At 65.8% G+C, this 24,493-nt stretch carries 20 protein-coding genes; 5 read left to right on the forward strand and 15 right to left on the reverse strand.

The features are described from left to right. Positions 1–3: 3 nt before the first annotated feature. Complete coding sequence (gene aceE / locus BMY12_RS16630; RefSeq protein ID WP_093288807.1) at positions 4–2,676, reverse strand: pyruvate dehydrogenase (acetyl-transferring), homodimeric type; 2,673 nt, start codon at positions 2,674–2,676, stop codon at positions 4–6. A gap of 119 nt (positions 2,677–2,795) precedes the next feature. Here aceE and BMY12_RS16635 point away from each other — a divergent pair, with 119 nt between their 5' ends. Then, a complete protein-coding gene (locus BMY12_RS16635; RefSeq protein ID WP_093288808.1) occupies positions 2,796–3,704 on the forward strand; it encodes a LysR family transcriptional regulator in 909 nt (302 codons plus the stop codon). 66 nt (positions 3,705–3,770) lie between these two features. Then, positions 3,771–5,909 (forward strand): acetyl-CoA hydrolase/transferase C-terminal domain-containing protein, encoded by a 2,139-nt coding sequence (locus BMY12_RS16640; protein WP_093288810.1) that lies wholly within the window; start codon positions 3,771–3,773, stop codon positions 5,907–5,909. 123 nt (positions 5,910–6,032) lie between these two features. Here the strand turns inward: BMY12_RS16640 and BMY12_RS16645 are convergent, their stop codons facing one another. The 9 genes from BMY12_RS16645 to kdpF all read right to left on the reverse strand — a co-directional run bounded on the left by BMY12_RS16645 (position 6,033) and on the right by kdpF (position 16,774). Further along, positions 6,033–6,971 carry a hypothetical protein gene (locus tag BMY12_RS16645; protein WP_093288811.1) on the reverse strand — a complete coding sequence of 313 codons (939 nt, stop codon included), beginning with the start codon at positions 6,969–6,971 and terminating at the stop codon, positions 6,033–6,035. Positions 6,972–7,794: 823 nt separating this feature from the next. Continuing rightward, entirely contained in the window at positions 7,795–8,316 is a 522-nt protein-coding gene (locus BMY12_RS16650; protein ID WP_093288813.1) for an NUDIX domain-containing protein, read from the reverse strand. Beyond that, positions 8,313–8,747, reverse strand: coding sequence for a YiiD C-terminal domain-containing protein (locus tag BMY12_RS16655; RefSeq protein ID WP_093288814.1), 435 nt, complete (start codon positions 8,745–8,747; stop codon positions 8,313–8,315). Before BMY12_RS16655 ends, BMY12_RS16650 begins: the two co-directional genes overlap by 4 nt. A gap of 93 nt (positions 8,748–8,840) precedes the next feature. Continuing rightward, positions 8,841–9,536: a response regulator gene (locus tag BMY12_RS16660; RefSeq protein WP_093288816.1), complete on the reverse strand. Its 696-nt coding sequence runs from the start codon at positions 9,534–9,536 to the stop codon at positions 8,841–8,843. After that, the gene (locus tag BMY12_RS16665; RefSeq protein WP_093288817.1) at positions 9,533–12,241 is read right to left on the reverse strand and encodes a DUF4118 domain-containing protein; all 2,709 of its coding nucleotides are present in this window, start codon (positions 12,239–12,241) and stop codon (positions 9,533–9,535) included. The genes BMY12_RS16660 and BMY12_RS16665 overlap by 4 nt, the downstream gene beginning before the upstream one ends. A 74-nt stretch (positions 12,242–12,315) precedes the next feature. After that, on the reverse strand, positions 12,316–12,879 hold the full coding sequence (gene kdpC / locus BMY12_RS16670) for a potassium-transporting ATPase subunit KdpC (protein WP_093288819.1): 564 nt from the start codon (positions 12,877–12,879) through the stop codon (positions 12,316–12,318). Positions 12,880–12,899: 20 nt separating this feature from the next. Beyond that, positions 12,900–14,942, reverse strand: coding sequence for a potassium-transporting ATPase subunit KdpB (gene kdpB, locus BMY12_RS16675; protein ID WP_093288820.1), 2,043 nt, complete (start codon positions 14,940–14,942; stop codon positions 12,900–12,902). Positions 14,943–14,956: 14 nt separating this feature from the next. Beyond that, positions 14,957–16,666, reverse strand: a complete 1,710-nt coding sequence (gene kdpA / locus BMY12_RS16680) for a potassium-transporting ATPase subunit KdpA (RefSeq protein WP_093288822.1) — start codon at positions 16,664–16,666, stop codon at positions 14,957–14,959. A 21-nt stretch (positions 16,667–16,687) separates the two neighbouring features. Continuing rightward, positions 16,688–16,774 (reverse strand): K(+)-transporting ATPase subunit F, encoded by an 87-nt coding sequence (kdpF, locus tag BMY12_RS20945; RefSeq protein ID WP_093288823.1) that lies wholly within the window; start codon positions 16,772–16,774, stop codon positions 16,688–16,690. 548 nt (positions 16,775–17,322) lie between these two features. Between kdpF and BMY12_RS16690 the strand changes: the two genes are divergently transcribed. Beyond that, the gene (locus BMY12_RS16690) at positions 17,323–17,688 is read left to right on the forward strand and encodes a hypothetical protein (RefSeq protein ID WP_177189042.1); all 366 of its coding nucleotides are present in this window, start codon (positions 17,323–17,325) and stop codon (positions 17,686–17,688) included. Between the two features lie 52 nt (positions 17,689–17,740). Here the strand turns inward: BMY12_RS16690 and mnmE are convergent, their stop codons facing one another. Genes mnmE through rpmH form a run of 5 tightly spaced genes read right to left on the reverse strand, consistent with a single transcriptional unit; the run spans position 17,741 to position 21,596 of the window. Beyond that, complete coding sequence (mnmE, locus tag BMY12_RS16695; protein WP_093288825.1) at positions 17,741–19,093, reverse strand: tRNA uridine-5-carboxymethylaminomethyl(34) synthesis GTPase MnmE; 1,353 nt, start codon at positions 19,091–19,093, stop codon at positions 17,741–17,743. Between the two features lie 31 nt (positions 19,094–19,124). Continuing rightward, positions 19,125–20,777, reverse strand: a complete 1,653-nt coding sequence (gene yidC / locus BMY12_RS16700) for a membrane protein insertase YidC (protein WP_093288826.1) — start codon at positions 20,775–20,777, stop codon at positions 19,125–19,127. Positions 20,778–20,801: 24 nt separating this feature from the next. Then, positions 20,802–21,107, reverse strand: a complete 306-nt coding sequence (yidD, locus tag BMY12_RS16705) for a membrane protein insertion efficiency factor YidD (RefSeq protein ID WP_366516815.1) — start codon at positions 21,105–21,107, stop codon at positions 20,802–20,804. Next, complete coding sequence (gene rnpA, locus BMY12_RS20950) at positions 21,038–21,427, reverse strand: ribonuclease P protein component (RefSeq protein WP_093288828.1); 390 nt, start codon at positions 21,425–21,427, stop codon at positions 21,038–21,040. The genes yidD and rnpA overlap by 70 nt, the downstream gene beginning before the upstream one ends. A gap of 31 nt (positions 21,428–21,458) precedes the next feature. Further along, entirely contained in the window at positions 21,459–21,596 is a 138-nt protein-coding gene (gene rpmH, locus BMY12_RS16715) for a 50S ribosomal protein L34 (RefSeq protein WP_093288830.1), read from the reverse strand. 202 nt (positions 21,597–21,798) lie between these two features. Between rpmH and dnaA the strand changes: the two genes are divergently transcribed. Next, complete coding sequence (gene dnaA, locus BMY12_RS16720) at positions 21,799–23,142, forward strand: chromosomal replication initiator protein DnaA (protein ID WP_093288832.1); 1,344 nt, start codon at positions 21,799–21,801, stop codon at positions 23,140–23,142. A 247-nt stretch (positions 23,143–23,389) separates the two neighbouring features. Beyond that, positions 23,390–24,490 (forward strand): DNA polymerase III subunit beta, encoded by a 1,101-nt coding sequence (gene dnaN, locus BMY12_RS16725; protein ID WP_093288834.1) that lies wholly within the window; start codon positions 23,390–23,392, stop codon positions 24,488–24,490. Positions 24,491–24,493 lie beyond the last annotated feature (3 nt).

Genomic DNA, 24,493 nt, shown 5'->3' on the forward strand with positions numbered 1-24,493 from the left:
TTCTCAAACCGTCCAGGGCGCGGCGCGATCGGCCTTGATGCCGTAGATCTTGATCGCCTGCGCCACTTTTTCCATCGTCACCTTCTTCTCCTCGGCCAGCGCACGCAGCGCCTTCACCACGATCCAGCGGCGGTCGATCTCGAAGAAGTCACGCAGCGCCGGACGATTGTCGGAGCGACCGAAACCGTCGGTGCCCAGCACATGGTAACGGCCCGGCACATAGGGGCGGATCTGTTCGGCGTAGGCGCGCACCCAGTCGGTGGAGGCGATCACCGGACCGCTCATGCCTTCCAGGCATTCCTGCACATAGCTCTTCTGCGCCGGCTGCTCGGGATGCAGCAGGCTCCAGCGTTCGGCGGCGCGGCCATCGCGCGCCAGCTCGGTGAAGGAGGGCACGCTCCAGATGTCGCTGGTGACGCCCCATTCTTCCTTGAGCAGTTCGGCGGCGGCCAGCACCTCGCGCAGGATCACGCCGGAGCCCAGCAGCTGCACATGCGCCTTGGCGCGCTTTTCCTCGCTGCGCAGCAGGTACATGCCCTTGATGATGCCGCTCTCGGCACCGGCCGGCATCGCCGGGTGCGGATAGTTTTCGTTGTACAGCGAGAGGTAGTAGTAGACGTCGCGGTTCTCGCCGTACATCTGCTGCAGACCGTGCTGCACGATCACCGCCAGCTCGTAGGAGAAGGCCGGATCGTAGGACAGGCAGTTGGGCACGGTGGCGCTGTAGATGTGCGAATGGCCGTCCTCGTGCTGCAGGCCTTCGCCATTGAGCGTGGTGCGGCCGGCGGTGGCGCCGAGCAGGAAGCCACGCGCGCGCGCATCGCCCGCCGCCCAGCACAGATCGCCGATGCGCTGGAAGCCGAACATCGAATAGAAGATGTAGAAGGGCAGCAGCGGCTGGCCGTGATTGGCGTAGGAGGTAGCGGCCGCCAGCCAGGAGGACATGGCGCCGGCTTCGGTGATGCCCTCTTCGAGAATCTGGCCCTTGATGTCTTCCTTGTAGAAGGCGAGCTGGTCGGCGTCTTCGGGCTGGTACTTCTGTCCCACCACCGAGTAGATGCCCAGCGAACGGAACATCGCCTCCATGCCGAAGGTGCGCGCCTCGTCGGGCACGATGGGCACGATCAGCTTGCCGATGTTCTTGTCGCGCAGCAGGGTCTGCAGCATCTGCACGAAGGCCATGGTGGTGCTGATCTCGCGCTCGCCGGTGGCGGCGGTGAGCTTCTCGAAGCTCGACAGCGGCGGAATCGACAGCGCGGTCTTCACAGGCCGGCGCGCGGGCAGCGAGCCGCCCAGCGCGGCGCGACGCGCCTTCAGGTACTGGATTTCCGGCGAGTCCTCGGCCGGCTTGTAGAACGGCGTGCTGGCGATCTGGTCGTCGGAGATGGGAATGCGGAAACGGTCGCGGAAGGCGCGCAGCGCGTCCTCGCCCATCTTCTTCTGCTGATGCGTGATGTTCTGGCCTTCGCCGGCCTCGCCCATGCCGTAGCCTTTCACGGTCTTGGCCAGAATCACCGTGGGCGAACCCGTGTGCTGGCTGGCGGCGGCGTAGGCGGCGTAGATCTTGTGCGGGTCATGACCACCGCGGTTCAGGCGCGCGATGTCCTCGTCGGACATGGTTTCCACCAGGCGGCGCAGCTCCGGGAACTTGCCGAAGAAGTTCTCGCGCGTGTACTTGCCGCCCTTGGCCTTGTAGTTCTGGTATTCGCCGTCGACGGTTTCGTTGAACACCTGCAGCAGATGCCCGCTGCTGTCCTGCGCGATCAGCGGATCCCAGAGCGAGCCCCAGATCAGCTTGATCACATTCCAGCCGGCGCCACGGAAGGTGCCTTCCAGCTCCTGGATGATCTTGCCGTTGCCGCGCACCGGGCCGTCGAGACGCTGCAGGTTGCAGTTGATGACGAAGATCAGGTTGTCGAGCTTTTCACGCGCGGCGATGTCGATGGCGCCCAGTGATTCGGGCTCGTCCATCTCGCCGTCGCCACAGAAGCACCAGACCTTGCGGCCGCTGGCCTTCACCAGGCCGCGGTTTTCCAGGTACTTCATCAGGCGCGCCTGATAGATCGCGGTGATGGGGCCCAGGCCCATGCTCACCGTGGGGAACTGCCAGAAGTCCGGCTGCAGCCAGGGATGCGGATAGCTGGACAGTCCCGGCTGCAGGGCTTCCATGCGGAAGCGCTTCATCTGCTCTTCGCTGAGCCGGCCTTCGAGGAAGGCGCGCGAATAGATGCCCGGCGCGACATGGCCCTGGATGTAGATCAGATCGCCGCCGTCGGGATGATCCGCCCCCTTCCAGAAATGGTTGAAGCCCACGTCATAGAGCGTGGCGCTGGAGGCGAAGCTGGCGATGTGGCCGCCGATGCCGGAATGCTCGCGGTTGGCATTGACCACCATGGCCATCGCGTTCCAGCGGATGATGGAGCGGATGCGCCACTCCAGCTCGTGGTCGCCCGGCGAGCGCTGCTCCAGATGCGGCGGGATGGTGTTGAGATAAGCCGTGTTGGGGCGGAACGGGATGAAGGAGCCGCTGCGCCGCGCCTTGTCGATCAGCTGTTCCAGCAGAAAGTGCGCACGCTCCGGCCCCTGGTGGTCGAGCACCGCATCGAGCGCTTCCAGCCACTCGCGGCTCTCCAATGGATCACTGTCCTGCACCAGCTTGGCGTCATCTGCAGCCATACCCTGCTCCTCATCCGTCTCGTTTTACGCGAACGCAAAATGTAGACCCGCGAGCTTCATACGTCCAATATATGAGCCTGAGCTGATCGATATTTATTAAGTATCTCTCGGGTGAGCTGATGGAGCTGCGGCATCTGCGTTATTTCCTGGCGGTGGCGGACGAGGCGCATTTCACGCGCGCCGCCGCCAAGCTGGGCATTGGCCAGCCGCCCTTGTCCCAGCAGATCCAGCAACTGGAGAAGGAACTCGGCACGCCGCTGTTCAAGCGTCTGGCACGCGGCGTGGCCCTGACCGAAGCCGGCCACGCCTTTGCCGATGACGCCCGCCGCATTCTGCGCGAAGTGGACGATGCCGCGCAGCGCGCGCAGCGTGTGGCGCGCGGCGAGCTGGGCCGGCTGCGCGTGGGCCTGATCAATTCCGCGCCCTTTCATCCGCTGATCCCGCGCCTGATCCGCGAATTCCGCCGCCGCTATCCCAACGTGGCCTTCTCGCTGGAGGAACGCACCACGCCGGGCCTGGTGACGGCGGTGCGCAACCAGAGCGTGGACCTGGCCTTCGTGCGCCCGCTGCTGGGCGATGCCACCGGCCTGCACATGGAGACGGTGCTCGACGAAGACCTGATCGTGGCCCTGCCCGCCGGCCACGCCCTGGCAGCCAAGAGCCGCGTGCCCTTGATGGCCCTGTCCATCGAGCCTTTCGTGCTGTTCTCGCGCGCGGTGGGCGCCGGCCTGCACGATGAAATCGTCAGCGCCTGCGCGCAGGCCGGGTTTTCGCCGCGCGTGCTGCAGGAAGCCTCGCAGGTGACTTCGATCGTCAATCTGGTGGCCTCGGGCCTGGGCGTGTCCATCGTGCCGGCCTCCATGCAGCACATCCAGGCCGAGGGCGTGACCTTCCGTCCGCTGACCCGGCCGGTGCCCAAGGCGCGGCTGTCGCTGATCTGCCGCGTGGACACCGCCGAGGCGCCGCAGGTGCGCAAGCTGCGCGATCTGATCAGCGAGCTCAAGGGCGCGGGCGGCGCCAGGCCTTGAGCGCGGTCATCGTCCCGGCGCCGGCGCATCGCATACTGGGACGATCCCTTTCTTGAAGAGCTGCGCATGGCCCTGATCCTGCAAGACGTGGACGCCGCCGTCGATGCCATCCTGGCGCGCATCGGCAAGACCATCGTGCTCGGCATCCCCCTGGGGCTGGGCAAGCCGGTGGAACTGGTCAATGCCCTGTATCGCCGCGCCGAGCAGGATGCTTCCATCCAGCTGCGCATCCTCACTGCGCTGTCCCTGGCCAGGCCGGAGCCCGGCAAGGGCCTCGAAGGCGCCTTCCTGCAGCCCTTCCTGGATCGCGTCTACGAAGGCGTGCCGGAACTCGACTACGTGCGCGCGCAGCGTGAAGGCCGGCTGCCGGCCAACATCGTCATCGAGGAATTCTTCCTGCTCACCGGCGCGCTGCTGCACAACGCCGAGGCGCAGCGGCATTACATCAGCAGCAATTACACGCATGCGGCGCGCGATGTCTTTGCGCGCGGCTGCAATGTGCTGGCACAGAGCGTCTGCCGGCGCGAGGACGATGCCAGCCGCTACAGCCTGTCCTGCAATCCCGACACCAGCCCGGAGCTGCTGCGGATGCTGCGCGAGGCGGGGCGGCCGCATCTGCTGGTCGGCGTGCGCAACCAGCAGCTGCCTTATTTCGGCCACGATGCCGAGCTGCCGGCCGAGGCGTTCGATCTGATCGTGGAGCATCCGCGCTACGACAGCGCGCTGTTCTCCACGCCCAAGCAGCCGATCGCCGACGCCGACTACGCCATCGGCCTGCACGCCAGCAGCCTGGTGAAGGACGGTGGCACCCTGCAGCTGGGCATCGGCAGCCTGGGCGATGCCATCGTGCAGGGCCTGCTGCTGCGCCAGCAGAACAATGGCGAGTACCGCGCCCTGCTCGATGCCCTGGGTCCGACGCCGGAACAGCGGGCACTGAGCCAGACCCTGGGCGGACGCGAGCCGCTGCAGCAGGGCGTCTACGGCGCCACCGAGATGTTCGTCGACGGCTTCTGGCATCTGCTGCGCGCCGGCATCCTCAAGCGCCGCGTCTATGATTTCTGGGCGCTGCAGCAGCTGGTGGACGAGGGCCGCTGCGATCCCGACGCGCTCTCGCCTTCCGTGCTGGAAGACTTCGATGCGCTGGGCGTACGCACCCTGCGCGGCCAGGACTTCGCGGTGCTGCAGTACCACGGCTTCTTCAACGAGGCCACGCGCTACGAGCACGGCCATCTGATCGCACCGGACGGCGGGCGCGTGCTGGCCAATTTCGCCGACCCCGGCACGCGCGCGGTGATGGCCGAGCAGTGCATGGGCCAGCGCCTGCGCCATGGCATCGTGCTGCATGGCGGCTTCTTCCTGGGCCCGCGTGATTTCTATCGCGCCCTGCGCGAGCTGAGCGAGGCGCAGCGCGACCGCATCGGCATGAGCGGCGTGGACAGGATCAACCAGCTGGACCGCAATCCGCGCCTCTACCGTCTGCAGCGCCGCGATGCCCGCTTCATCAACACCACGATGATGGCCACGCTCTCCGGCGCCTTCGTCAGCGACGGCCTGGCCGACGGCACCGTGGTTTCCGGCGTGGGCGGGCAGTACAACTTCGTGGCGCAGGCACAGCAGCTGCCGGGCGGGCGCTCGATCCTGCTGCTGCGCGCGGTGCGTGAGAACCATCCGGCCAGCAGCAACATCGTCTTCAACTACGGACACATCACCATTCCCCGGCATCTGCGCGATCTGCTCATCACCGAGTACGGCATCGCCGAGCTGCGCTCCCGCAATGACAACGAAGTGGCCAAGGCCCTGATCGGCATCGCCGACTCCCGCTTCCAGCCGCGCCTGCTGGCGCAGGCCAAGCAGGCCGGCAAGATCGAAGCCGGCTGGCAGATCCCCGAAGCGCAGCGCCACAACACGCCGGAAGCCCTGGCGGAGAAGCTGGCACCGTATCGCCAGCGCGGCCTGTTGCCCCTGCTGCCCCTGGGCTCCGACTTCGACGCCGTGGAAGAAGCCTTGCTGCCCGCACTCGGCCGCCTGCGCAAGCTGGCCGCCGAAACGCCGAAGTGGAAGCTGCTGCTGCAACTGGCCGGCTTTCGCGCCGACACGATTCCCGAATCGCTGCAGCCGCATCTCAGGCGCCTGAAGCTCGACCAGCCGCAGACCCTGGAACAGCGCGTCGCGCGCATGCTGCTGGTGCGCCTGCTTCGCGACTGAGCCGGCTCGCTCGCCGCAGTTGTCTGAGCGGGCCTGCCCGCGACTGGAACCTTTGTCAGCTGTGGGCTGGCCCGCAGCGATCAGGATCTGCGGCGACCCGGACACAGCAGCGAGCCGCAGGCCTCAGTACTTCACCTCAATCCGCCCACTCAGCGCGCCGTAATGCCAGGCCAGACCCTGGAAGTACGTGCGCAGCTCCTCGCGGATATTTACCGTCACCGGATAACCCTTGGCGTCCACGCCCGTGCCCGTTGCCGTCAGCGTCGAGACCGCGCTCTTGCCCAGCAGGCGCGGATACTGCGGCTTGAAGGTCCAGGTGGGGTTGTCGATGGTGAGACGCTCACCCGAGGGCAGCAGATACACGATGCTGCCGCCGGTCACCGTGCCGGTGAAGCGCGCCGGATCGGGCAGCAGCTGGATGGTCGCCTTGCCCGCCGTGCTGCTGCCTTCGTTGCTCAGATCCCTGCCGCCGTAGCCGTTGCCGGTCCAGGTGTCGGCGTACGACACCGGCAGCGGCGTGGCGCTGTCGTGAAGCTGCACATGGGTGAGGTCAAAGCGATTGTTGGCGCTGGCGATGGTGGCGGCGCTGAGATTGCGCAGGCCCGAGGACGCCGGAATGGCGTAATCGGCCACGCCCGCCACCGTGCTCAGCGGATAGACGATGGACGCGCCGCTGCTGTCGGTGCCGTACACGGTCAGATCATTGCCGACGCCATAGTCGTTGATGCGCAGGCTGAGCAGATCGAAGCTCACGCCCACCGGCGGTACCAGATTCACATAGCCGCCCACGGCCGGCGAGGTGCCGTACTTGCCCACCGCCAGATAGCCCGGCGCATTGGCCGGGAACAGATTGCTGGCCGTGCAGGTGGAGCTGGCATTGCCGGCGCCGAGCAGCGTGGAATCAAACTCATAGTTCTGCACCACCACCTTGCACAGCACCGGCGCCGAGGCCGTACGTGATACGGGCGTGGTGTCAGGAAAGTTGATGAGCAGATCGCTGGCCGAAGCCAGACCCGAAGCCGCCATGCCCAGCGCCAGAACGCAGACTGCCTTGAAACGCATGCCCTGTCTCCCTGTGCATCGGCCGCGTGTCTTGGGCGGATGCGGTGTTGAATGAAGGCGGCAAGCTTGGGGCTTGCGTCTTAAACGCTGCTTAAGTGCGAAGCACGGCAGGCAGGGTGATCATCAACACGCTGCTGGCGTTGCCAGCGTCCGCGACCTTCCAGAACGAAGACAAATCGTAAGGCGGCTTAGGCGCGTGAGCGCCGTAAGCCGCCGTTGTGGGGTTGCTGTTGTTGCTTCGTTTTGTTCCTGATCTATTGGCTTCTTCCACCGCCCTTCGGCGGCGGAGTCCGCGAAGCCTCCCCCGTAGGTCGCTTCGCTCTTTGCTTGTGCAAAGAAAAGGAACCAAAAGAAAGCACACCCCGGCTCCGGCGCCAGAGACGGGGACCCCAAAGTCAAAAGCAACAGCGCAGCGACGCTCCGCGCGCGAAGCCGCTGTTGCTGTGGCTTTGCTTTTAAACCCCCTTTGCCTCGCACCGAGCAGCGCAGCGAGCGCAGTGGAAGAATCGAACAGGAAGTTCGATTCAGTTGCAGCCGCGCCAGGGATGGCGCGTCTGCAACGGCCCCGAGCACGCGAGCAGCGCTTACCTGCCGGCGCCGCGACAGCGGCGACGGATGCGAGGCGTAGGGCGTGTTTTCTCTTGGGTACTTCTCTTTGCACGAGCAAAGAGAGCAGAAGCGACCTACGGGGGAGCTTCTGCCTCGGGCGCCGGAGGCGCACGAAACCAAGGCGCAATCGAGCGATCAGCCAAGAGACGAGAGTGGCGGCTTGCGGCGCTCACGCGCCCAAGCCAGCCTACATGTCCTTGGCTGACTTCCGAACTCACCGCAGCCGCGGAATCTCCATCGGCTGCGGCTCAAACCCCTTGCCTCGCAACCAATCCCGCAGCGCATGCCCCGTCCCCGCCTCCCAATATCGCGCCTGATCAAACGGCACATGCTTCCACGCCACCAGCTCCTCGTTGAGCTGCACCGTGCCGCGCGCGGGCACGTGGTAGGCGATGATCAGCTGGTTCATGCGGGAAAAGCCGTAGTGGCCGATGAAGCTGGCGCCCAGCGGTTCCAGGCCCAGCTCTTCCTGCACTTCGCGCTGCACGGCCTCTTCGGGGATTTCGTTCTTTTCCAGAAAACCGGTGATCAGGGCGTAGAACTCGCCGGGCCAGGCGGCGTTGCGGGCGAGCAGGATGTGGCCTTCGTGTTCGACCACGGCGGCGACCACGGGCGTGGGGTTGTCCCAGAACACGAAACCGCAGCCGGGCGTGTGGCAGGCGCGACGCGTGAAGCCGCCTTCTTCGCGATCGGCAAGGGGCTGGGCACAGCGCGGGCAGTATTGGTAATGGCTCATGGCAGGGCGGCGTAACGGGCGCGAGCGGTGAGGATTTCACGATCTTCGCATGTCAGCCGCACCGCCACATCCAGGCGCGAACGCCGGCCGGCGCGCAGCTGTTCGATGAAGCGCGGCCAGTCTTCGGGCAGCTGCGCCTCGGCAAAAAATGTGGCAGTGCCGGGCGCGAGATAGTCGCAGTCGTAATGCTGGATCACCAGATTGGGATGCAGCTGCTCCGCTTGCAGCTCCACATAGAGCAGCGTCCAGCCGGCGACGATGCCCAGCGTGGCCAGGCTGCCGCCGAACACGGTGCCGTGCGGATTGCGGTTGGCGTCCAGCGGCGCGGCGATGCGCAGGCGACCTTCGCCGCACTGCGTCACGCGCAGCTGCATGGCGGCGGTGAGGGGAATCTCTTGCTGCAGAAAGGCGGTGAGTGCTTCAGGCGTCATCGGGTCTGGTGTGGGTGATGGGGTCCGAAAGCCGGCATGCGGATGTCATGCCGGCGCAGGCGGGATGTGCGCCGGTACAGGCATGACAGGCCCTCAGGCCTCGGGTGCGCGCAGACGATAGCCGACTCCGGCTTCGGTCTGCAGCAGCTGCGGCTGCTGCGCATCGGCTTCGATCTTCTGGCGCAGCTGGCGCACGTAGATGCGCAGGTATTGCACATCGCTGACTTCCTGCGAGTCCCACACCGCCTTGAGCAGATGCTTGTGCGTGAGCACCTTGCCGGCGTGCAGCACCAGCTGCTCCAGCAGCGCGTATTCCTTCGGCGACAGCCGCAGTTCCGCACCGGCGAGCTGCACGCGGCGATGCACCAGGTCCACACGCAGCGCGCCGCTCTGATACACCGGCCGCGCGCCCTGCTGCTGCAGACGATGACGCAGCGCGGCGCGGATGCGCGCCATGAGTTCTTCGCTGCCGAAGGGTTTGCTCACGTAGTCGTCGGCCCCTTCGTCCAGGGCCTGCACCTTGCTGGCTTCGAAGTGGCGGCTGGAGAGCACCAGCACCGGCAGCGCGCTATGACGGCGCAGCTCGCGCAGCAATTCCAGGCCGTCGCCATCGGGCAGGCCCAGGTCCAGAATCATCAGGTCCGGTTTGTCGCTGGCCAGCGCCGCGCGTGCGCCGCGCAGATCGGCGGCTTCCAGCACCTCGTAGTCCTGCGCTTCCAGCGTGGTGCGCAGCAGGCGCCGGATGGGTTTTTCATCGTCCACCACCAGAATGCGCGCGCCGTGGCTCATGCCGGGTTCTCGCTGGGCGTGCGCAGCAGGCTGGCGGGGAATTCGATCTCGAAGATCGCGCCGCTGCCTTCTTCCTGATTGCGCACGCGGATGCGGCCGCCCATGGCCTGCACGAAGCCGCGACAGATGGCCAGACCCAGGCCGGTGCCGGCGCGTTGCCGGTCGGCCTGCTGGATGCGGTAGAAGACATCGAAGATGCGTTCCTGCTCCGCCGGCGGAATGCCGGGACCGTGATCGGCCACTTCCAGGGTCAGCGCATAACGGTGCTGCTGCACGCGCAGGCTGATCTGGCTCTGCTCGGGCGCGTACTTGGCGGCGTTGTCGAGCAGGTTCACCAGCACCTGTTCCAGCAGCGTGGCATCGGCCAGCAGAAACGGCGGCAGCGTGGGCAGCTCCAGCTGCAGGCGATGCCGCGCCAGCAGCTTGGCGCTGCGCTGCACGGCGGCCTGCACCACGTCCTGCAGATCACAGAGTTCGCGCTTGACCTGCAGGGCGCCGGCGTCGAGGCGCGTCATGTCCAGCAGATTGGCGACGAAGCGGCTCATGCGCTCGGTTTCATCCTGCGCGGTGGCCAGCAGCTCATCGCGCTGCGCGGCGCTGTAGCGCGCGTCATAGGCGCGCAGCGAGGTGATGGCGCCGAGGATGCCGGCCAGCGGCGTGCGCAGATCATGCGATACCGAGGTGAGCATGGCGGCGCGCATCTTTTCGGTCTCGGCCAGCATCTTGGCCTGGTCCACGTCCTTGGCCAGACGGATGCGTTCGGCACCGATGGCCACCAGATCGGCCAGCGCATCCAGCAGCCGGCGCTCGCCGGCGCTGAGGCGCCGCTGCAGCAGACCGATCACGCCCACCACGGCCTGCTCCGAATACATGGGCAGAAACAGCCAGCGCGCGCCAGGCAGAGTGTCGGAGCCATGGCCGGTGGGCTGCGCCTTGTCGCGACACCAGTTGGCGGCGGCCAGATCGGCTTCCTCCAGCACCGCCTGCGGCGAGGACGCGCCACGGATTTTCAAGCCATCGGGCTCGGCGGCCAGCACCACCGCCTCGGCATCCAGCATCTGCGCAATGCGTCGCGCCGCCACCTGCATGAGTTCATCCAGGCGCCGCAGTCCGGCGATCTGGCGGCTGAACTGCAGCAGCTCGCCATTGAGCATGGCCTGATCGCTGGCCAGCTGCGCCTGCTCGCGGCCGCGCGCGGTGAGGCGGCTGGTGAACACCGCCGTGGCGAGAAAGGCGATGAGCGCCAGCACATTCGCCGGGTCACCGATGGTGAAGGTGTACAGCGGCGGCAGGAACAGGAAGTTGTACGCCAGCGCGCTGAGCAGGGCGCAGGCCAGGCCCGGCATCAGGCCGCCGCGCATCGCCGCCAGCATCACCGCCGGCAGAAACACCAGCGAGACATTGGGCAAGCTCAGGTAACGGTCCAGCAGCAGGCCCACGGCGGTGGCGATGGCGGCGTAGAGCAGCGCGCGCAAGTGATCGGCACCGCGTCCCCAGTACCAGACGGGCGCGGGCGTGACGCGGCGCATGCTGCGTTCGCTGCCCGCGGGATCGACCGCCAGCACCTGCACGGTGAAGCCCTGCGCGCGACGCAGGAGCTCACGCGCCAGCGAGCCATGCAGCAGCTCGTGCAGGCGCGACCGCGGCCGGCGCCCGAGTATCAGCTGCGTGATGTTGTGCTCGCGCACCAGATGCAGCAGCGTGTCCACCAGATCGGCGCCGCCCGGCAGGGTCTGCGTATCGGCGCCCAGCTGCTCGGCCAGGCGCAGCGTGGCCAGCACCTGCTCGCGCTGGTGCTCGCTCAAGCGCAGGCTGCGCGCGGTTTCCAGATGCAGGGCGGTCCAGGGTGCATCGAGCTTGTCGGCCAGGCGCTTGGTATAGCGCACCAGATCCGGCCCGCTGCCGGAATCGTCCACGCAGACCAGCACGCGCTCGGCCGCCGCCCAGACCTGCGCCACCCCGCGCACGCGACGCTGCTGCTGCAGCTGATCCTCCACGCTCTCGGCGGTGCGGCGCAGGGCCAGCTCGCGCAGCGCGGTGAGATTGGCGCCGGTGAAGTAATGCTGCAGGGCGCGTTCGCCGGCCTCGCCGCGATACACCTTGCCCTCGCGCAGGCGCTGCATGAGATCGGCGGGGGTGATGTCCACCACCTCGATCTCTTCCGCCGCTTCCAGCACCGAGTCGGGCACGGTCTCGCGCACGCGCACATGGGTGATGCTGGCCACCACATCGTTGAGGCTTTCCAGATGCTGGATGTTGAGCGTGCTGTAGACATCGATGCCGGCATCCAGCAGCTCCAGCACGTCCTGCCAGCGCTTGGGATGGCGCGAGCCCGGCGCGTTGCTGTGCGCCAGCTCGTCGATCAGGGCCAGCTGCGGACGACGCTGGAGCAGGGCATCCAGGTCCAGCTCTTCCAGCTCGGCGTTCTGATAACGCTCGCGGCGGCGCGGCAGGATTTCCAGGCCGGCAAGCAGGGCCTGGGTTTCGACACGGCCATGGGTTTCCACGATGCCGGCCACCACATCCACGCCGGCTTCGCGCCGGCGCCGCGCCGACTGCAGCATCTCGTAAGTCTTGCCCACGCCCGGCGCCGCGCCGAGAAAGATCTTCAGCCGGCCGCGCCCCGCACGCTGCGCATCACGCAGCAGCGCCTCGGGCGAGGGACGGCGATCCGGATCGGTCGGCGTGGCGGGCGGCAGGTTCATCGGCGCTGCACAGTATCGGGCAAAGCCTGCGTCGGCTGTAGCGGGCGCCGTGCTCCCTCAGGCAGAGGCCGCTCCTACAAGGCGTCGAGCGCGAGATTGAGCTGCAGCACGTTCACGCGCGGCTCGCCGATGAAGCCCAGCCAGCGGCCTTGCGTGTGCTGGTCGATCAGCTGCTGCAGGCGCTGCGCATCCAGGCCGCGCGCACTCGCGACGCGGGGAATCTGGAACTGCGCGGCCTGCGGGGAAATGTCCGGGTCCAGGCCGCTGGCGGAAGCCGTCAGCAGCTCGGCCGGCACCAGCTGGCCTGGATTCTCGGCCTTGAGCGTGGCGAGCCTGGCCTCGATGCTCTGCCGCAGCTTGGCGCTGGAAGGCCCCAGATTGCTGGCGCCCGAGGCGCTGGCGTCATAACCCTCCGTGCCGGCAGCCGAGGGGCGGCCGTGAAAGTATTTCGCGGCGCTGAAGTTCTGGCCCAGCAGTTCCGAGCCGATGATGCGGCCCTGGCGCTCGATCAACGAGCCCTGCGCCTGATGCGCAAACAGCAGCTGGCCCAGGCCGGTGACCGCCAGCGGATACGCAGCGCCGCACAGCAGCGTGAACAGCAGCAGCATGAGCAGGGCAGGACGCAGATAGGTGTTCATGAGCAGAGACTCCGGAGGCTTCAGGCCAGGCCGCTGGCGCTGAGCAGCAGGTCGATCAGCTTGATGCCGAGAAAGGGCGCGATCAGTCCGCCCACGCCGTACACGGCGAGATTGCGCGCCAGCAGGGTCGCGGCCGGCGCCGGGCGGTAGCGCACGCCGCGCAGGGCCAGCGGCACCAGCAGCAGGATGATCAGGGCATTGAAGATGGTGGCGGAGAGAATCGCCGACTGCGGTGAATGCAGACCCATGATGTTGAGCGCGCCCAGCGGCGGATACAGGGCTGCGAACATCGCCGGCAGAATCGCGAAGTACTTGGCCACGTCATTGCTCACCGAGAACGTGGTGAGCGCGCCGCGCGTGATCAGCAGCTGCTTGCCGATGGCGACGATCTCGATCAGCTTGGTGGGGTCTGAATCCAGGTCCACCATATTGCCGGCCTCGCGCGCTGCCTGCGTGCCGGTCTGCATGGCCACGCCGACATCGGCCTGCGCCAGGGCCGGCGCATCGTTGCTGCCGTCACCGCACATCGCCACCAGCTTGCCCTGCGCCTGTTCGGCGCGGATCAGCGCCAGCTTGTCCTCGGGCTTGGCCTGCGCGAGAAAGTCATCGACACCGGCTTCGGCGGCAATGGCGGCGGCGGTGAGCGGATTGTCACCGGTGATCATCACGGTCTTGATGCCCATGCGGCGCAGCTCGGCGAAGCGCTCGCGGATGCCGCCTTTGACGATGTCCTTCAGATACACCACGCCGAGCACGCGGCCGTCGCGCGCCACCGCCAGCGGCGTGCCGCCGGCTCTGGCGATGCGTTCCACTTCTTCGCGCACTTGGGGCGGCACGGCCTGGCCCTGCGGGTGGGCGCGCGCATAAGCCTCGATGGCATCGACGGCGCCCTTGCGGATTTCCTGGTCCGGCAGATTCACGCCGGACATGCGCGTCTGCGCGGAGAAGGCCAGGAAGCGCGCCTGCAGGCTGGCCAGGTCCTGCGCGCGCAGGCCGTAGCGCTCCTTGGCCAGCACCACGATGGAACGACCCTCGGGCGTTTCATCGGCGAGACTGGCCAGCTGCGCGGCCTCGGCCAGTGCACGCGCCTCCACGCCCGGCGCGGGACGAAACTCCGCCGCCTGACGATTGCCCAGGGTGATGGTGCCGGTCTTGTCCAGCAGCAGGGTGTCCACATCGCCCGCCGCCTCCACCGCGCGGCCGGAGAGCGCCAGCACATTGAAACGCACCAGACGGTTCATGCCGGCAATGCCGATGGCGGACAGCAGCGCGCCGATGGTGGTGGGGATCAGCGTCACGAACAGCGCGATCAGCACGATGGTGGACACCTGTCCGCCGGCGTAGCGCGCGAAGCTGGGGATGCTGGCGCAGGCCAGGATGAAGATCAGGGTCATGCCGGCGAGCAGCACATTGAGCGCCAGCTCATTGGGCGTCTTCTGCCGCGCCGCGCCTTCCACCAGGGCGATCATGCGATCCAGAAAGCTGCTGCCGGCGGCAGCGGTGATGCGCACCTTGATCTGATCCGAGAGCACGCGTGTGCCGCCGGTGACGGCGCTGCGATCACCGCCGGATTCACGCAGCACCGGCGCCGACTCGCCGGTGATGGCGGACTCATCCACCATCGCCAGGCCCTCGATCACCTCGCCGTCGCCGGGAATCAGATCGCCGGTTTCCACCAGCACGATCTGACCGACCTTCAACTCCGCCGCCGACACCCGGCTATAGGTGCTTGTGTTGGCGCCGGCCAGCAGCTTGGCCTGGGTCTGGGTGCGCGTGCTGCGCAGCGCGGCTGCCTGCGCCTTGCCGCGTCCTTCGGCCAGGGCTTCGGCAAAATTGGCGAACAGCACCGTGAACCACAGCCAGGCGATCACCTGGGCGGAGAACAGCAGCTGCGCCTGGCCGCTGAGCACATCGCGCACAAACAGCAGGCTGGCCAGTGCGGCCACCACCGCCGTGGTGAAGATCACCGGATTGCGCAGCAGGCTGCGCGGATCGAGCTTGCGAAAAGCGTCGAGCAGCGCGCTGCGCCAGAGAGGGCTGGAAGCTGGAGGCTTGGCTTTCATGATCGTGCTCGTGTTTAGAACTGCGTGCCGGCGAGCATCGCGAAGTGCTCGGCCAGCGGTCCCAGCACCAGGGAGGGCAGGAAGGTGAGGCCGCCGAACACCAGCACCACCGCCACCAGCAGGGCCACGAACAGGCCACCGTCGGTGGGCAGGGTGCCGGCCGAAACCGGGATCTGTTTCTTCGCCGCCAGACTGCCGGCGATGGCAAGCATGGGCACGATGATCGCGAAGCGCCCGATCAGCATCGCGATGCCCAGCGTGCTGTTGTAGAACACCGAGTTGGCGGACAGGCCTGCGAAGGCGCTGCCGTTGTTGCCGGCGGCCGAGGCATAGGCGTAGAGAATTTCCGTGAAGCCATGGGGGCCGGCGTTGTTGAGACCGGTGAGACCCGCCGGCAGCACGCAGGCGATGGCCGTGAACAGCAGGATCGCCAGCGGCGCGGCCAGCACCGCGAGCGTGGCCAGCTTCACCTCGCGCACCTCGATCTTCTTGCCGATGTACTCCGGCGTGCGGCCCACCATCAGCCCGGCCATGAAGATCGCAATCAGTGCGTAGAGCATCATGCCGTAGAAGCCGGCACCGACACCGCCGATGATCACCTCGCCGAGCTGGATGTTGAACAAGGGGATGGCACCGCCCAGCGCGGTGAAGCTGTCATGCATGGCATTGACCGCGCCGCAGGAGGCGGCGGTGGTGATCACCGCAAACAGCGCGGAAGCGGCGATGCCGAAGCGCGTCTCCTTGCCTTCCAGATTGCCCGGGCCCTGCACGCCATCGAAGCCGCTCAAGGCATTGGGCGCGGCGCTCTCCGCCCAGTAGGTGATCGCCACACCGGCAATGAACAGGACCAGCATCGCGCCGAGAATGGCGTGGCCCTGCCAGCGATTGTTCACGGCGCGGCCGAAGACATCGGTGAGTGCGGCGCCGATCACGAAGATCGACAGCATCTGCAGCAGATTGGACAGCGGCGTGGGGTTTTCAAACGGATGCGCGGAATTGGCATTGAGAAAGCCGCCGCCATTGGTGCCCAGCATCTTGATCGCTTCCTGCGAGGCGATGGGGCCTTGCGCGATCAGCTGCTGCGCAGCTTCCAGCGTGCTGGCCTGCGTGTAAGCCGAAAAGTTCTGCGGCACGCCCTGCCAGATCAGCAGGCACGCGAACAGCAGACACGCCGGCAGTAGCAGATATAGCGTGAGGCGCGTCACATCCACCCAGGCATTGCCGAGTTGCTGCGTGCTCTTGCGGGCGAAGCCCCGGATCAGCGCGAAGGCCAGCGCAATACCGGTCGCGGCGGAGAGGAAGTTCTGCACCGTCAGGCCCGCCATCTGCGAGAGATAGCTCAGCGCCTGCTCGCCGCTATAGGACTGCCAGTTGGTATTGGTGGTGAAGCTCATCGCGGTGTTGAAAGCCAGGTCCGCGCTCAGGTTCGGCAGCTGCTGCGGATTGAGCGGCAGCCAGGCCTGCGTGCGCAGCAGCAGATACAGCAGCGCAAAGCCCAGCAGATTGAACAGCAGCATGGCCAGCGCGTACTGCTGCCAGGTCTGCTCGCTGCGCGCATCGACGCCGGACAGGCGGTAGAAAACGCGTTCCAGGCCGCCGAGTGCCGGCATCAGCATCACGCGTTCGCCCGTGAAGAGTCGATGCAGATAGGCGCCCAGGGGACGCACGCTGAGCAGCAGCAACAGGCAGTAGAAGAGTATTTGCAGCCAGCCATTGGCGGTCATGGGCGTGTCCAGGCAAGGGCTTCAGAATTTCTCGGGACGTGCGAGCACGTAGACGAGATAAGCAAACAGGGCGAGGGCAGCGAGCCCGCCAAGCAGGTAGTCCAGCATGAGCGGCTCCTAGAGCCTGGCGCAGATGCGCAGGTAGACGAACATCAGCAGAAAGCCGAAGAGGCCAAGGCCGAGAAACACGACATCCGACATGAGGTGGTCTTCAGGCAGTGACGCTGCTTTGCTGCAGCCCGCGCATTACGCCCCGGCCAGGCATAGGAATTCGAGATGGACGCACCGGGCGCCGGCATATAAGGGACATATAGATCCGCGCATCGCAGCCATCACTTGCTTTGTCCAAGCGTTTGTGATTGCGGCACTGATCCAGATCAATGCCGCACTAGCTGTATCGCACGATGATGACCTCGGTCTGGCAACAGGCCCCCGAAAGTGCCCGTACCACTCTCCTCCGGTGCGGGACAATACCCGCGACGTCCCCCCCGGATGGCGCGGGTCTTTTTTTGTGCGCTCGCTTTTGTGGATGCGTCGCGCATTCACCTGCGCGTCAGCTGCCGGTTTCGGGGCTTTCCAAGTTCAGAATCAATTCATGGCCGCCGCCTAGAGTGGGCTCATCTCATCGATGCCCCAGGCATCAAAGGAAAGCGGTCATGAAAGCCAAGTCTGTTCTCGCCATTGCCGGTCTGTCGCTGGTCTCGCTGGTGCCGGTGAGCGCGTTCGCCCACGCCGATGTTTCGGTCAGCCTCGGTTTCGGCGGCTACGCGCCGGGCTACGCGACCGTCTACAGTCAGCCGGCTTACGTGGAACCCGCCCCGATCTATTACCCGGCGCCGCGTCCGGTGTACTACGGTGTGCGCGGCTATGCGGCGGCGCCGGCCTATGTGGGCTATCGCGGCTACTACCGTGACGAGGACCGTCACTGCCGCGACCGCGAGCGTCATGATCGCCGCTGGCGCGGTGACCGCGACGACTGGCGTGATTCGCAGTATCGCGGTGGCTACTGGAACGGCTACTAAAACGCTGCGCAGTACCGCAGCAAGCAGGGCCCGCGAGTGATCGCGGGCCTTTTTATTTGCCGATGCAGAAGCTGGCGAAGATGCGCCCCAGCAGATCCTCGCTGCCGAAGCGGCCGGTGATTTCCCCCAGGGCTTCGAGTGCCAGACGCAGTTCTTCGGCGGCGAGTTCCGGCAGCTGACGGTCCTGCAGGCGCGCGGCGGCCTGATCGAGATGGTGCTGGCAGCGCGCGAGGGCCTCCAGGTGACGGCTGCGTGCGGAGAACGCGCTTTCCGCGCCGTCCTGCAGGCCGGCGAAACGGTGCAGCGCCTCGATCAGCAGGTCCAGACCCTGACCGCTGACGGCGCTGATGAACAGCTCGACACCGGCCTGTCGCTCGCATCGCTGCGGCGGCAGGCCGGCGAGATCGATCTTGTTGTGCACGATCAGCCGCGGCAGCTGCGCTGGCAGCGTGGCCATCAGCTGCTGGTCTTCATCGCTGAACGTTTCGCGGGCATCGCGGATGAACAGCGCCAGCTCGGCCTGCTCCAGGGCCAGACGTGCACGACGGATGCCTTCGCGTTCCACCGGGTCTTCGCTGTCGCGCAGACCGGCGGTGTCGATCAGGGTGATGGGCAGACCGCGCAGATTCAGATGCTCACGCAGCACATCGCGCGTGGTGCCGGCGATCTCGGTGACGATGGCCACGTCCGCGCCGGCGAGGCGGTTGAGCAGCGTGGACTTGCCGACATTGGGGCGGCCGGTGAGCGCGATGTTCAGACCTTCGCGCAGGCGTCGGCCTTGTGCGGCCTCGCGCTGCAGCTGCGCAAGCTGTGCTTGCGCAGCGCCGAGTTGCGCGCTCAAGTGCTGATCGCCGAGCCAGTCCACATCTTCGTCGGAGAAATCCAGCGCGCCTTCCACGTACATGCGCAGCTGAATCAGGCTTTCGGCCAGCTGCTGCACGCGGCGTGAGAGTTCACCGTCCAGCGAGCGCTGCGCGGCGCGTGCGGCCTGGGCGCTGGCGGCGTCGATCAGGTCGGCAATGGCCTCGGCCTGCGCCAGGTCGATGCGATTGTTGAGAAAGGCGCGTTCGGAGAATTCACCGGGCCGCGCCGCACGCGCGCCGATGGCGCAACAGGCTTGCTGCAGCAGCTGTAGCGCCATCGGGCTGCCATGGCCTTGCAACTCCACCACGTCTTCACCGGTGAAGGAATGCGGCGCCGGGAAATACAGCAACAGGCCCTGATCGATGACCTCGCCGCGCACATCGCGAAAGTGGCGCAGCGTCGCCTGCCGGGGCGGTGGCAGGGTGCCCGCTATCCGTGCGGCGATGGCGCCGGCCTGCGGCCCGGAGAGACGCAGCACACCGATACCACCGCGTCCGGGCGCGGTGGCGACGGCGACGATGGTATCGGTGTGGGCGGACATGTTCCGCAGAGTAGCGGCCGCCAGCAGCGCTTTACTTCTTGGCGCCCTCGCGGTCGAGCTTGCGCATGATGTACCACTGCTGCGCAATGCTGATCAGACCGTTGACCACCCAGTACAGCACCAGGCCGGACTGGAAGAAGGCGAAGAAGGCGGTGAGCGCGATCGGCATGATCTGCATCACGCGCTGCTGCGTCGGGTCCATGGTCTGGTTACCCGAGAGGCGCTGCTGCAGGAACATGGTGATGCCGTAGAGCACCGGCAGCACGTAGAAGGGATCGGGCGCGGAGAGATCCTGCAGCCACAGCGCGAACGGCGCCTGGCGCAGTTCCACCGATTCCAGCAGCACCCAGTACAGCGAGATGAACACTGGGAACTGCACGAGAATGGGCCAGCAACCCGCCAGCGGATTGAAGCCTTCCTTCTTGTACAGATCCATCATCGCTTTCTGCTGACGCTCGCGATCGTCCGCATAGCGTTCGCGGATTTCCTGGATCTTGGGGCTGAACACCTTCATGCGCGCCATCGAGCGGTATTGCGCTTCGGACAGCTTGTACAGCGCGAGCTTCACCACCAGGGTCAGCAGGATGATCGCCACGCCCCAGTTGGCGGTGAGGCCGTGGAAGAACTTCAACACCAGGAACATGTATTTGGCGATGAAGGACAGCAGACCGTAGTCCAGCGTCAGCTCGAAACCCGGCGCCACTTCGGCAACGTGATCCTGCAGCTTGGGGCCGATGTACAGACGCGTGGCAAAGCGCTGCTCGGCGCCCGGCGCCACGCTGACGGCGTTGCCCACGTACTGCGCGATATAGCCCGGTGCGCTGCTGCGCGGCCGCGCGCTGTAAGTGACGGCCTCGTCAGCCGGCGGAATGATGGCGGCGACGAAGTAGTGCTGCAGGATGCTGATCCAGCCGCCGGTCTGCGCCTGCTCGACCTTTTCCTTGTCCAGCTTGTCCAGCGCGGTCTTCTTGAACTTGTACTTGGCGCTGCCGGCTTCGGCCTGCTGATAGAAGCCGACGCCGGTGAAGGTGTGCGCGAAGCGCGGCTCGCCGCCCTGCTGATAGGCAGTGCGCAGCAGGCGCACGTAGGGGCTCAGGCTCAGCGGCGCGGCGCTGGCGTTCTGCACGCTCTGGGCAAGATCGATCTGGTAGCTGCCACGCTTGAAGACATAGGTCTTGCGGATCAGCACACCGTCGGCGTTCTGGTGCGTGAGCAGAACCTCCAGCTGATCGTTGCCCTGGCTCAGCTGGTAGCTGCTCTGCGCGCTGCTGTAGACCGTATCCGGAGAACTCAGCGGCGCCTGCGGGCCCGCCAGGCCGCTCTGCAGCACGAACAGACGGCCGGCCTCGTCGTCCAGCAGCGCCATGCGCGCCGGCTGATCCTTGACCGCGGCATAGTCCTTCAGCTGCAGACGACGCAGCTCGCCGCCGCGCGCGGCAATTTCGGCAATGAACAGATCGGTCTCGACGCGGATGCGCTCGCCGGTGTCGGCGGCTTGCGCGTCGGCCGGCGTGGCGGCCGCAGCGCTGGTTTCGGTGGCCGCGGCTTTGGGGACGTCCGCTGCCGGTGCAGCGGCAGTCGCCGGCACGGGCGCCGCAGCCGGGTAATCCTTCTGCCAGGCCTGATAGATGAAGAACAGCAGGGCACCCAGGATGCCAATCAGAATAAAGCGACGGTTTTCCATCGTTTCAGGTCGAAGGTTGATATTTCAGGAATGGGGATGCGCGTGATCCGCCGGCGCTGAGGCACAGCAGGACGCAGGCGGCACAGGATCGTAGCCACCGGGATTCAAGGGATGACAGCGGCTGAGGCGGCGCAGCGCCAGCGCGCTGCCGCGCAGCAGGCCGTGCACGACGATGGCCTCGGCCGCGTAGTGCGAACAACTGGGATAGAAACGGCAGCGCGGCCCGAGCAGCGGGCTGAGCAGGAGCTGGTAGCAACGGATCAGGAAGAGGGCGCAGCCTCGCGGGATGGCGAGGAGAGTCTTGCCGATGGTGCCGATGCTCGTGTCCACATTCGCTCCAGGCTCGGGCGTAACAGCGGAGTGCTCAGCGCTCGCTTGCCGGGCTTGACCAGTACGACGAAATCCGCAGCGGGGAGTTCAGTCTGGCGGATGCGAAAGCTCTCGCGAATCTGGCGCTTGATGCGGTTGCGCTCCACGGCCAGCGCCACCGCTTTTTTCGGAACCGCCATGCCCAGACGGGGATGACCGAGTTCATTGGCCACCACCACCAGGGTCAGGCCACTTTCGTGTAGGCGTCTGCCTTGCGCGAAAGCGGCTTTGAACTCGGCGGGCTTGAGCAGGCGTGCGCGCCGTAGCAAGCGCGCCGACATGAGCTTGCGAAAAAGGTCTAAACCGAAAGCCTTAAGGAATCAGACGCTTGCGGCCCTTGGCGCGACGGCGCGAGAGCACCAGACGACCGCCGACAGTGGCCATGCGGGCACGGAAACCGTGCGTGCGCTTACGACGCAGCTTCTTCGGCTGGTAGGTACGCTTGGACATAAATCACCTGCGATTGAAACGGTTTATGCAAAAGGGCGCGGAGTGTAGCGGCTGGGCTGCAGCGGGGCAAGCCGAGGATCTTGGCGTGCCTGTGGATAAGTGAACTTTGACGCTATAGACTTGCCGGCCGGCGCCGTTGTGCGCTCTCACGGACGCTCCGGTCACTCGCGGGCGATCCATACGATACAAGAGCAGCTTGAGCATGTCCGACGAGGATCTCTGGGCACAGTGTGTGCGCTGGCTGGAAGGCGAGTTGGCTGACCGCGACGTACACACCTGGATCCGCCCGCTGCAGCCCGTGCTGAACCGCGATCGCCTGACCCTGCTGGCACCCAATCGCATGGTGCAGGAGCGGGTACGTCAGGAATTTCTGGAGCTGATCCGCCGTGCGGTGCGCGTCAATGGCGGCCGCGATCTGAACGAGATCGAGATTGCGGTGGGCGCCGCTGAGCAGAAGCCGTTGCTCAATGGCCAGAGCCAGGCCGAGGCGCCGATCAGCGGCGCCAGCGATGAGGTTGCCGTGATGTCCAGCGGCCGGCTCAACCCCGATTACACCTTCGAGAATTTCATCGAGGGCAAGTCCAATTCCCATGCCCGCGCCGCAGCCCAGCACGTGGTGGAGACGCCCGGCGGCGCCTACAACCCCCTGCTGATCTACGGCAGCTCGGGCCTGGGCAAAACCCATTTGATGCACTCGGTGGGCAATGCCGTGCTGCAGGGCAATCCGCGCGCGCGCGTGGTCTATATCGGTGCCGAGCAGTGGATGAACGAGTTCACCGCCGCGATCCGTCATGGCCGCATGGACGGCTTCAAGAACCTGTACCGTTCCATCGACGCGCTGCTGATCGACGACATTCATTTCTTCGCGCACAAGGAACGCACGCAGGAAGAGTTCTTCCATACCTTCAATGCCCTGATCGACGGTCGCAAGCAGATCGTGCTGACTTCGGATCGCTATCCGAAGGACATCGACGGTGTGGACGAGCGCCTGAAGTCGCGCTTCACCTGGGGCCTGTCGGTGGCGGTGGAGCCCCCGGACCTGGAAACACGCGTGGCGATCCTGCTGGCCAAGGCCGACCAGAACCAGGTGCGCCTGCCGAAGGAAGTGGCGATGTTCGTCGCGCAGCGCGTGCGCTCCAATGTCCGCGAACTGGAAGGCGCGCTGCTGCGTCTGTCCGCCAGTTCGCGCCTGCGTGGCGAGCCGCTCACCACCGAGTTTGCGCGCAGCACGCTCAAGGACATGCTGGCCGCCTACGAGCGCATGGTGACCATCGACAACATCAAGCGCACGGTCGCCAATTACTACAACATCCGCGTCACCGATCTGAACTCGCCGCGCCGCACGCGCTCGCTGGCAAGACCGCGACAGGTGGCGATGGCCCTGGCCAAGGAACTCACGCAGCACAGTCTGCCGGAGATCGGCGAGGCTTTCGGCAAGGATCACACAACCGTGCTGCACGCCTGTCGCAAGATTGCCGAGTTGCGCGACACTGATGTGAAGTACCGCGAGGACTACGAAATACTGCAGCGTCAGCTCGGCTTCTGAGCTGCGCAAAAGCCGTGGGTAAACGGCGGGATGAGGTATTGAATAGGAAGCCGAACAAGCTGTGGATAGAATCCATGCAGACTTTATCCACAGACTGTCCTGCTGCCGGCACAAGGTTTCTGGGGCAGCGTTTTTATATTAACGCTATGTTTTTAAAAGAGATTGACAAGTAATCAACAGCGGGCGCCCGGGCCTGTTGTTGTTGAATCTGAATTTATTGAAAAGTGAAGAACAATCGGACACGGCTATGAAACTGCAAGTGGGTCGCAATGAGTTGTTGTCGGCGCTGTCGGCGGTGATCGGCGTCGTGGAACGCCGTCAGACCCTGCCGGTACTGTCCAATTTTCTGCTCGAGCTCAAGGACAATGAGCTGATCGTCACCGGCACTGATCTGGAGATCGAACTACAGGCGCGCGCCCAGGTGCAGAATCTGGCGCCCGGTCGCGCCACAGTGCCGGCCCGCAAGCTGTTCGATATCTGTCGCGGCCTGCCGGAAGGCGCCGAGATCAATCTCGAATTCACCGGCGACAAGGCCTTGCTCAAATCCGGCCGCAGCCGTTATTCGCTGTCCTGCCTGAAGGCCGAGGAGTTTCCGGCCCTGGGCCGTGTGGCCGAGGGCAAGACGCTGCAGCTCAGCCGGCAGCAGCTGCGGGGCCTGATCGAGCGTACGCAGTTCGCGATGGCGCAGCAGGACGTGCGCTATTACCTGAACGGCATGCTGCTGGAAGTCAGCGCGCAGCGTGTGCGTGTAGTGGCCACCGACGGCCATCGTCTGGCCCTGAGCGAAGTGGGCCTGGAAACCGAGTTCACCGAGCAGCGTCAGGTGGTGGTGCCGCGCAAGGCGATTCTGGAACTGCAGCGCCTGCTCGATGCCACGGATGAAACCGTCAGCCTCAAGATCGGCGCCTCGCAGTTGGAAGTGGATCTGGATGTGGTGCGTCTGACCACCAAGCTCATCGACGGCCGTTTCCCGGATTACGAGCGCGTGGTGCCGGATTCGGGCGACAAGCGTCTGCAGGCGGATCGCGAACTGGTGCGCCGCGCGCTGGCGCGGACCGCGATTCTGTCCAATGAGAAGTTCCGCGGCGTGCGGCTGAGCCTGGACGGCAACAAGCTGAGCCTGCAGACCCATAACCCCGAGCACGAAGAAGCCGAGGAAGATCTGGAAGTCGAATACCAGGGCAGCAATATTGAAATCGGCTTCAATGTGAACTACCTGCTGGACGCCCTCGGCGCGCTGAGCAGCGAGCAGTTCGTCATGGAACTGAAGAATGCTGATTCCAGCGGTCTGATTTATGCGGCTGGCGATGCCTCCAGCAAGTACGTGGTCATGCCCATGCGGCTGTGAATC

It is taken from the genome of Solimonas aquatica, assembly GCF_900111015.1.
Lineage (GTDB): Bacteria > Pseudomonadota > Gammaproteobacteria > Nevskiales > Nevskiaceae > Solimonas > Solimonas aquatica.

What these genes read in the sequence shown, in the direction of transcription:
- BMY12_RS16640 (WP_093288810.1), top strand. Translation starts at nt 3,771, where the DNA reads ATGGCCCTGATCCTGCAAGACGTGGACGCCGCCGTCGATGCCATCCTG.
- rnpA (WP_093288828.1), bottom strand. Translation starts at nt 21,427, where the DNA reads ATGTCGGCGCGCTTGCTACGGCGCGCACGCCTGCTCAAGCCCGCCGAG.
- rpmH (WP_093288830.1), bottom strand. Translation starts at nt 21,596, where the DNA reads ATGTCCAAGCGTACCTACCAGCCGAAGAAGCTGCGTCGTAAGCGCACG.
- kdpB (WP_093288820.1), bottom strand. Translation starts at nt 14,942, where the DNA reads ATGAAAGCCAAGCCTCCAGCTTCCAGCCCTCTCTGGCGCAGCGCGCTG.
- BMY12_RS16635 (WP_093288808.1), top strand. Translation starts at nt 2,796, where the DNA reads ATGGAGCTGCGGCATCTGCGTTATTTCCTGGCGGTGGCGGACGAGGCG.
- yidC (WP_093288826.1), bottom strand. Translation starts at nt 20,777, where the DNA reads ATGGAAAACCGTCGCTTTATTCTGATTGGCATCCTGGGTGCCCTGCTG.
- kdpF (WP_093288823.1), bottom strand. Translation starts at nt 16,774, where the DNA reads ATGCTGGACTACCTGCTTGGCGGGCTCGCTGCCCTCGCCCTGTTTGCT.
- BMY12_RS16665 (WP_093288817.1), bottom strand. Translation starts at nt 12,241, where the DNA reads ATGAACCTGCCGCCCGCCACGCCGACCGATCCGGATCGCCGTCCCTCG.
- BMY12_RS16655 (WP_093288814.1), bottom strand. Translation starts at nt 8,747, where the DNA reads ATGACGCCTGAAGCACTCACCGCCTTTCTGCAGCAAGAGATTCCCCTC.
- dnaA (WP_093288832.1), top strand. Translation starts at nt 21,799, where the DNA reads ATGTCCGACGAGGATCTCTGGGCACAGTGTGTGCGCTGGCTGGAAGGC.
- kdpA (WP_093288822.1), bottom strand. Translation starts at nt 16,666, where the DNA reads ATGACCGCCAATGGCTGGCTGCAAATACTCTTCTACTGCCTGTTGCTG.
- dnaN (WP_093288834.1), top strand. Translation starts at nt 23,390, where the DNA reads ATGAAACTGCAAGTGGGTCGCAATGAGTTGTTGTCGGCGCTGTCGGCG.
- BMY12_RS16645 (WP_093288811.1), bottom strand. Translation starts at nt 6,971, where the DNA reads ATGCGTTTCAAGGCAGTCTGCGTTCTGGCGCTGGGCATGGCGGCTTCG.
- BMY12_RS16650 (WP_093288813.1), bottom strand. Translation starts at nt 8,316, where the DNA reads ATGAGCCATTACCAATACTGCCCGCGCTGTGCCCAGCCCCTTGCCGAT.
- BMY12_RS16690 (WP_177189042.1), top strand. Translation starts at nt 17,323, where the DNA reads ATGAAAGCCAAGTCTGTTCTCGCCATTGCCGGTCTGTCGCTGGTCTCG.
- BMY12_RS16660 (WP_093288816.1), bottom strand. Translation starts at nt 9,536, where the DNA reads ATGAGCCACGGCGCGCGCATTCTGGTGGTGGACGATGAAAAACCCATC.
- mnmE (WP_093288825.1), bottom strand. Translation starts at nt 19,093, where the DNA reads ATGTCCGCCCACACCGATACCATCGTCGCCGTCGCCACCGCGCCCGGA.
- aceE (WP_093288807.1), bottom strand. Translation starts at nt 2,676, where the DNA reads ATGGCTGCAGATGACGCCAAGCTGGTGCAGGACAGTGATCCATTGGAG.
- kdpC (WP_093288819.1), bottom strand. Translation starts at nt 12,879, where the DNA reads ATGAACACCTATCTGCGTCCTGCCCTGCTCATGCTGCTGCTGTTCACG.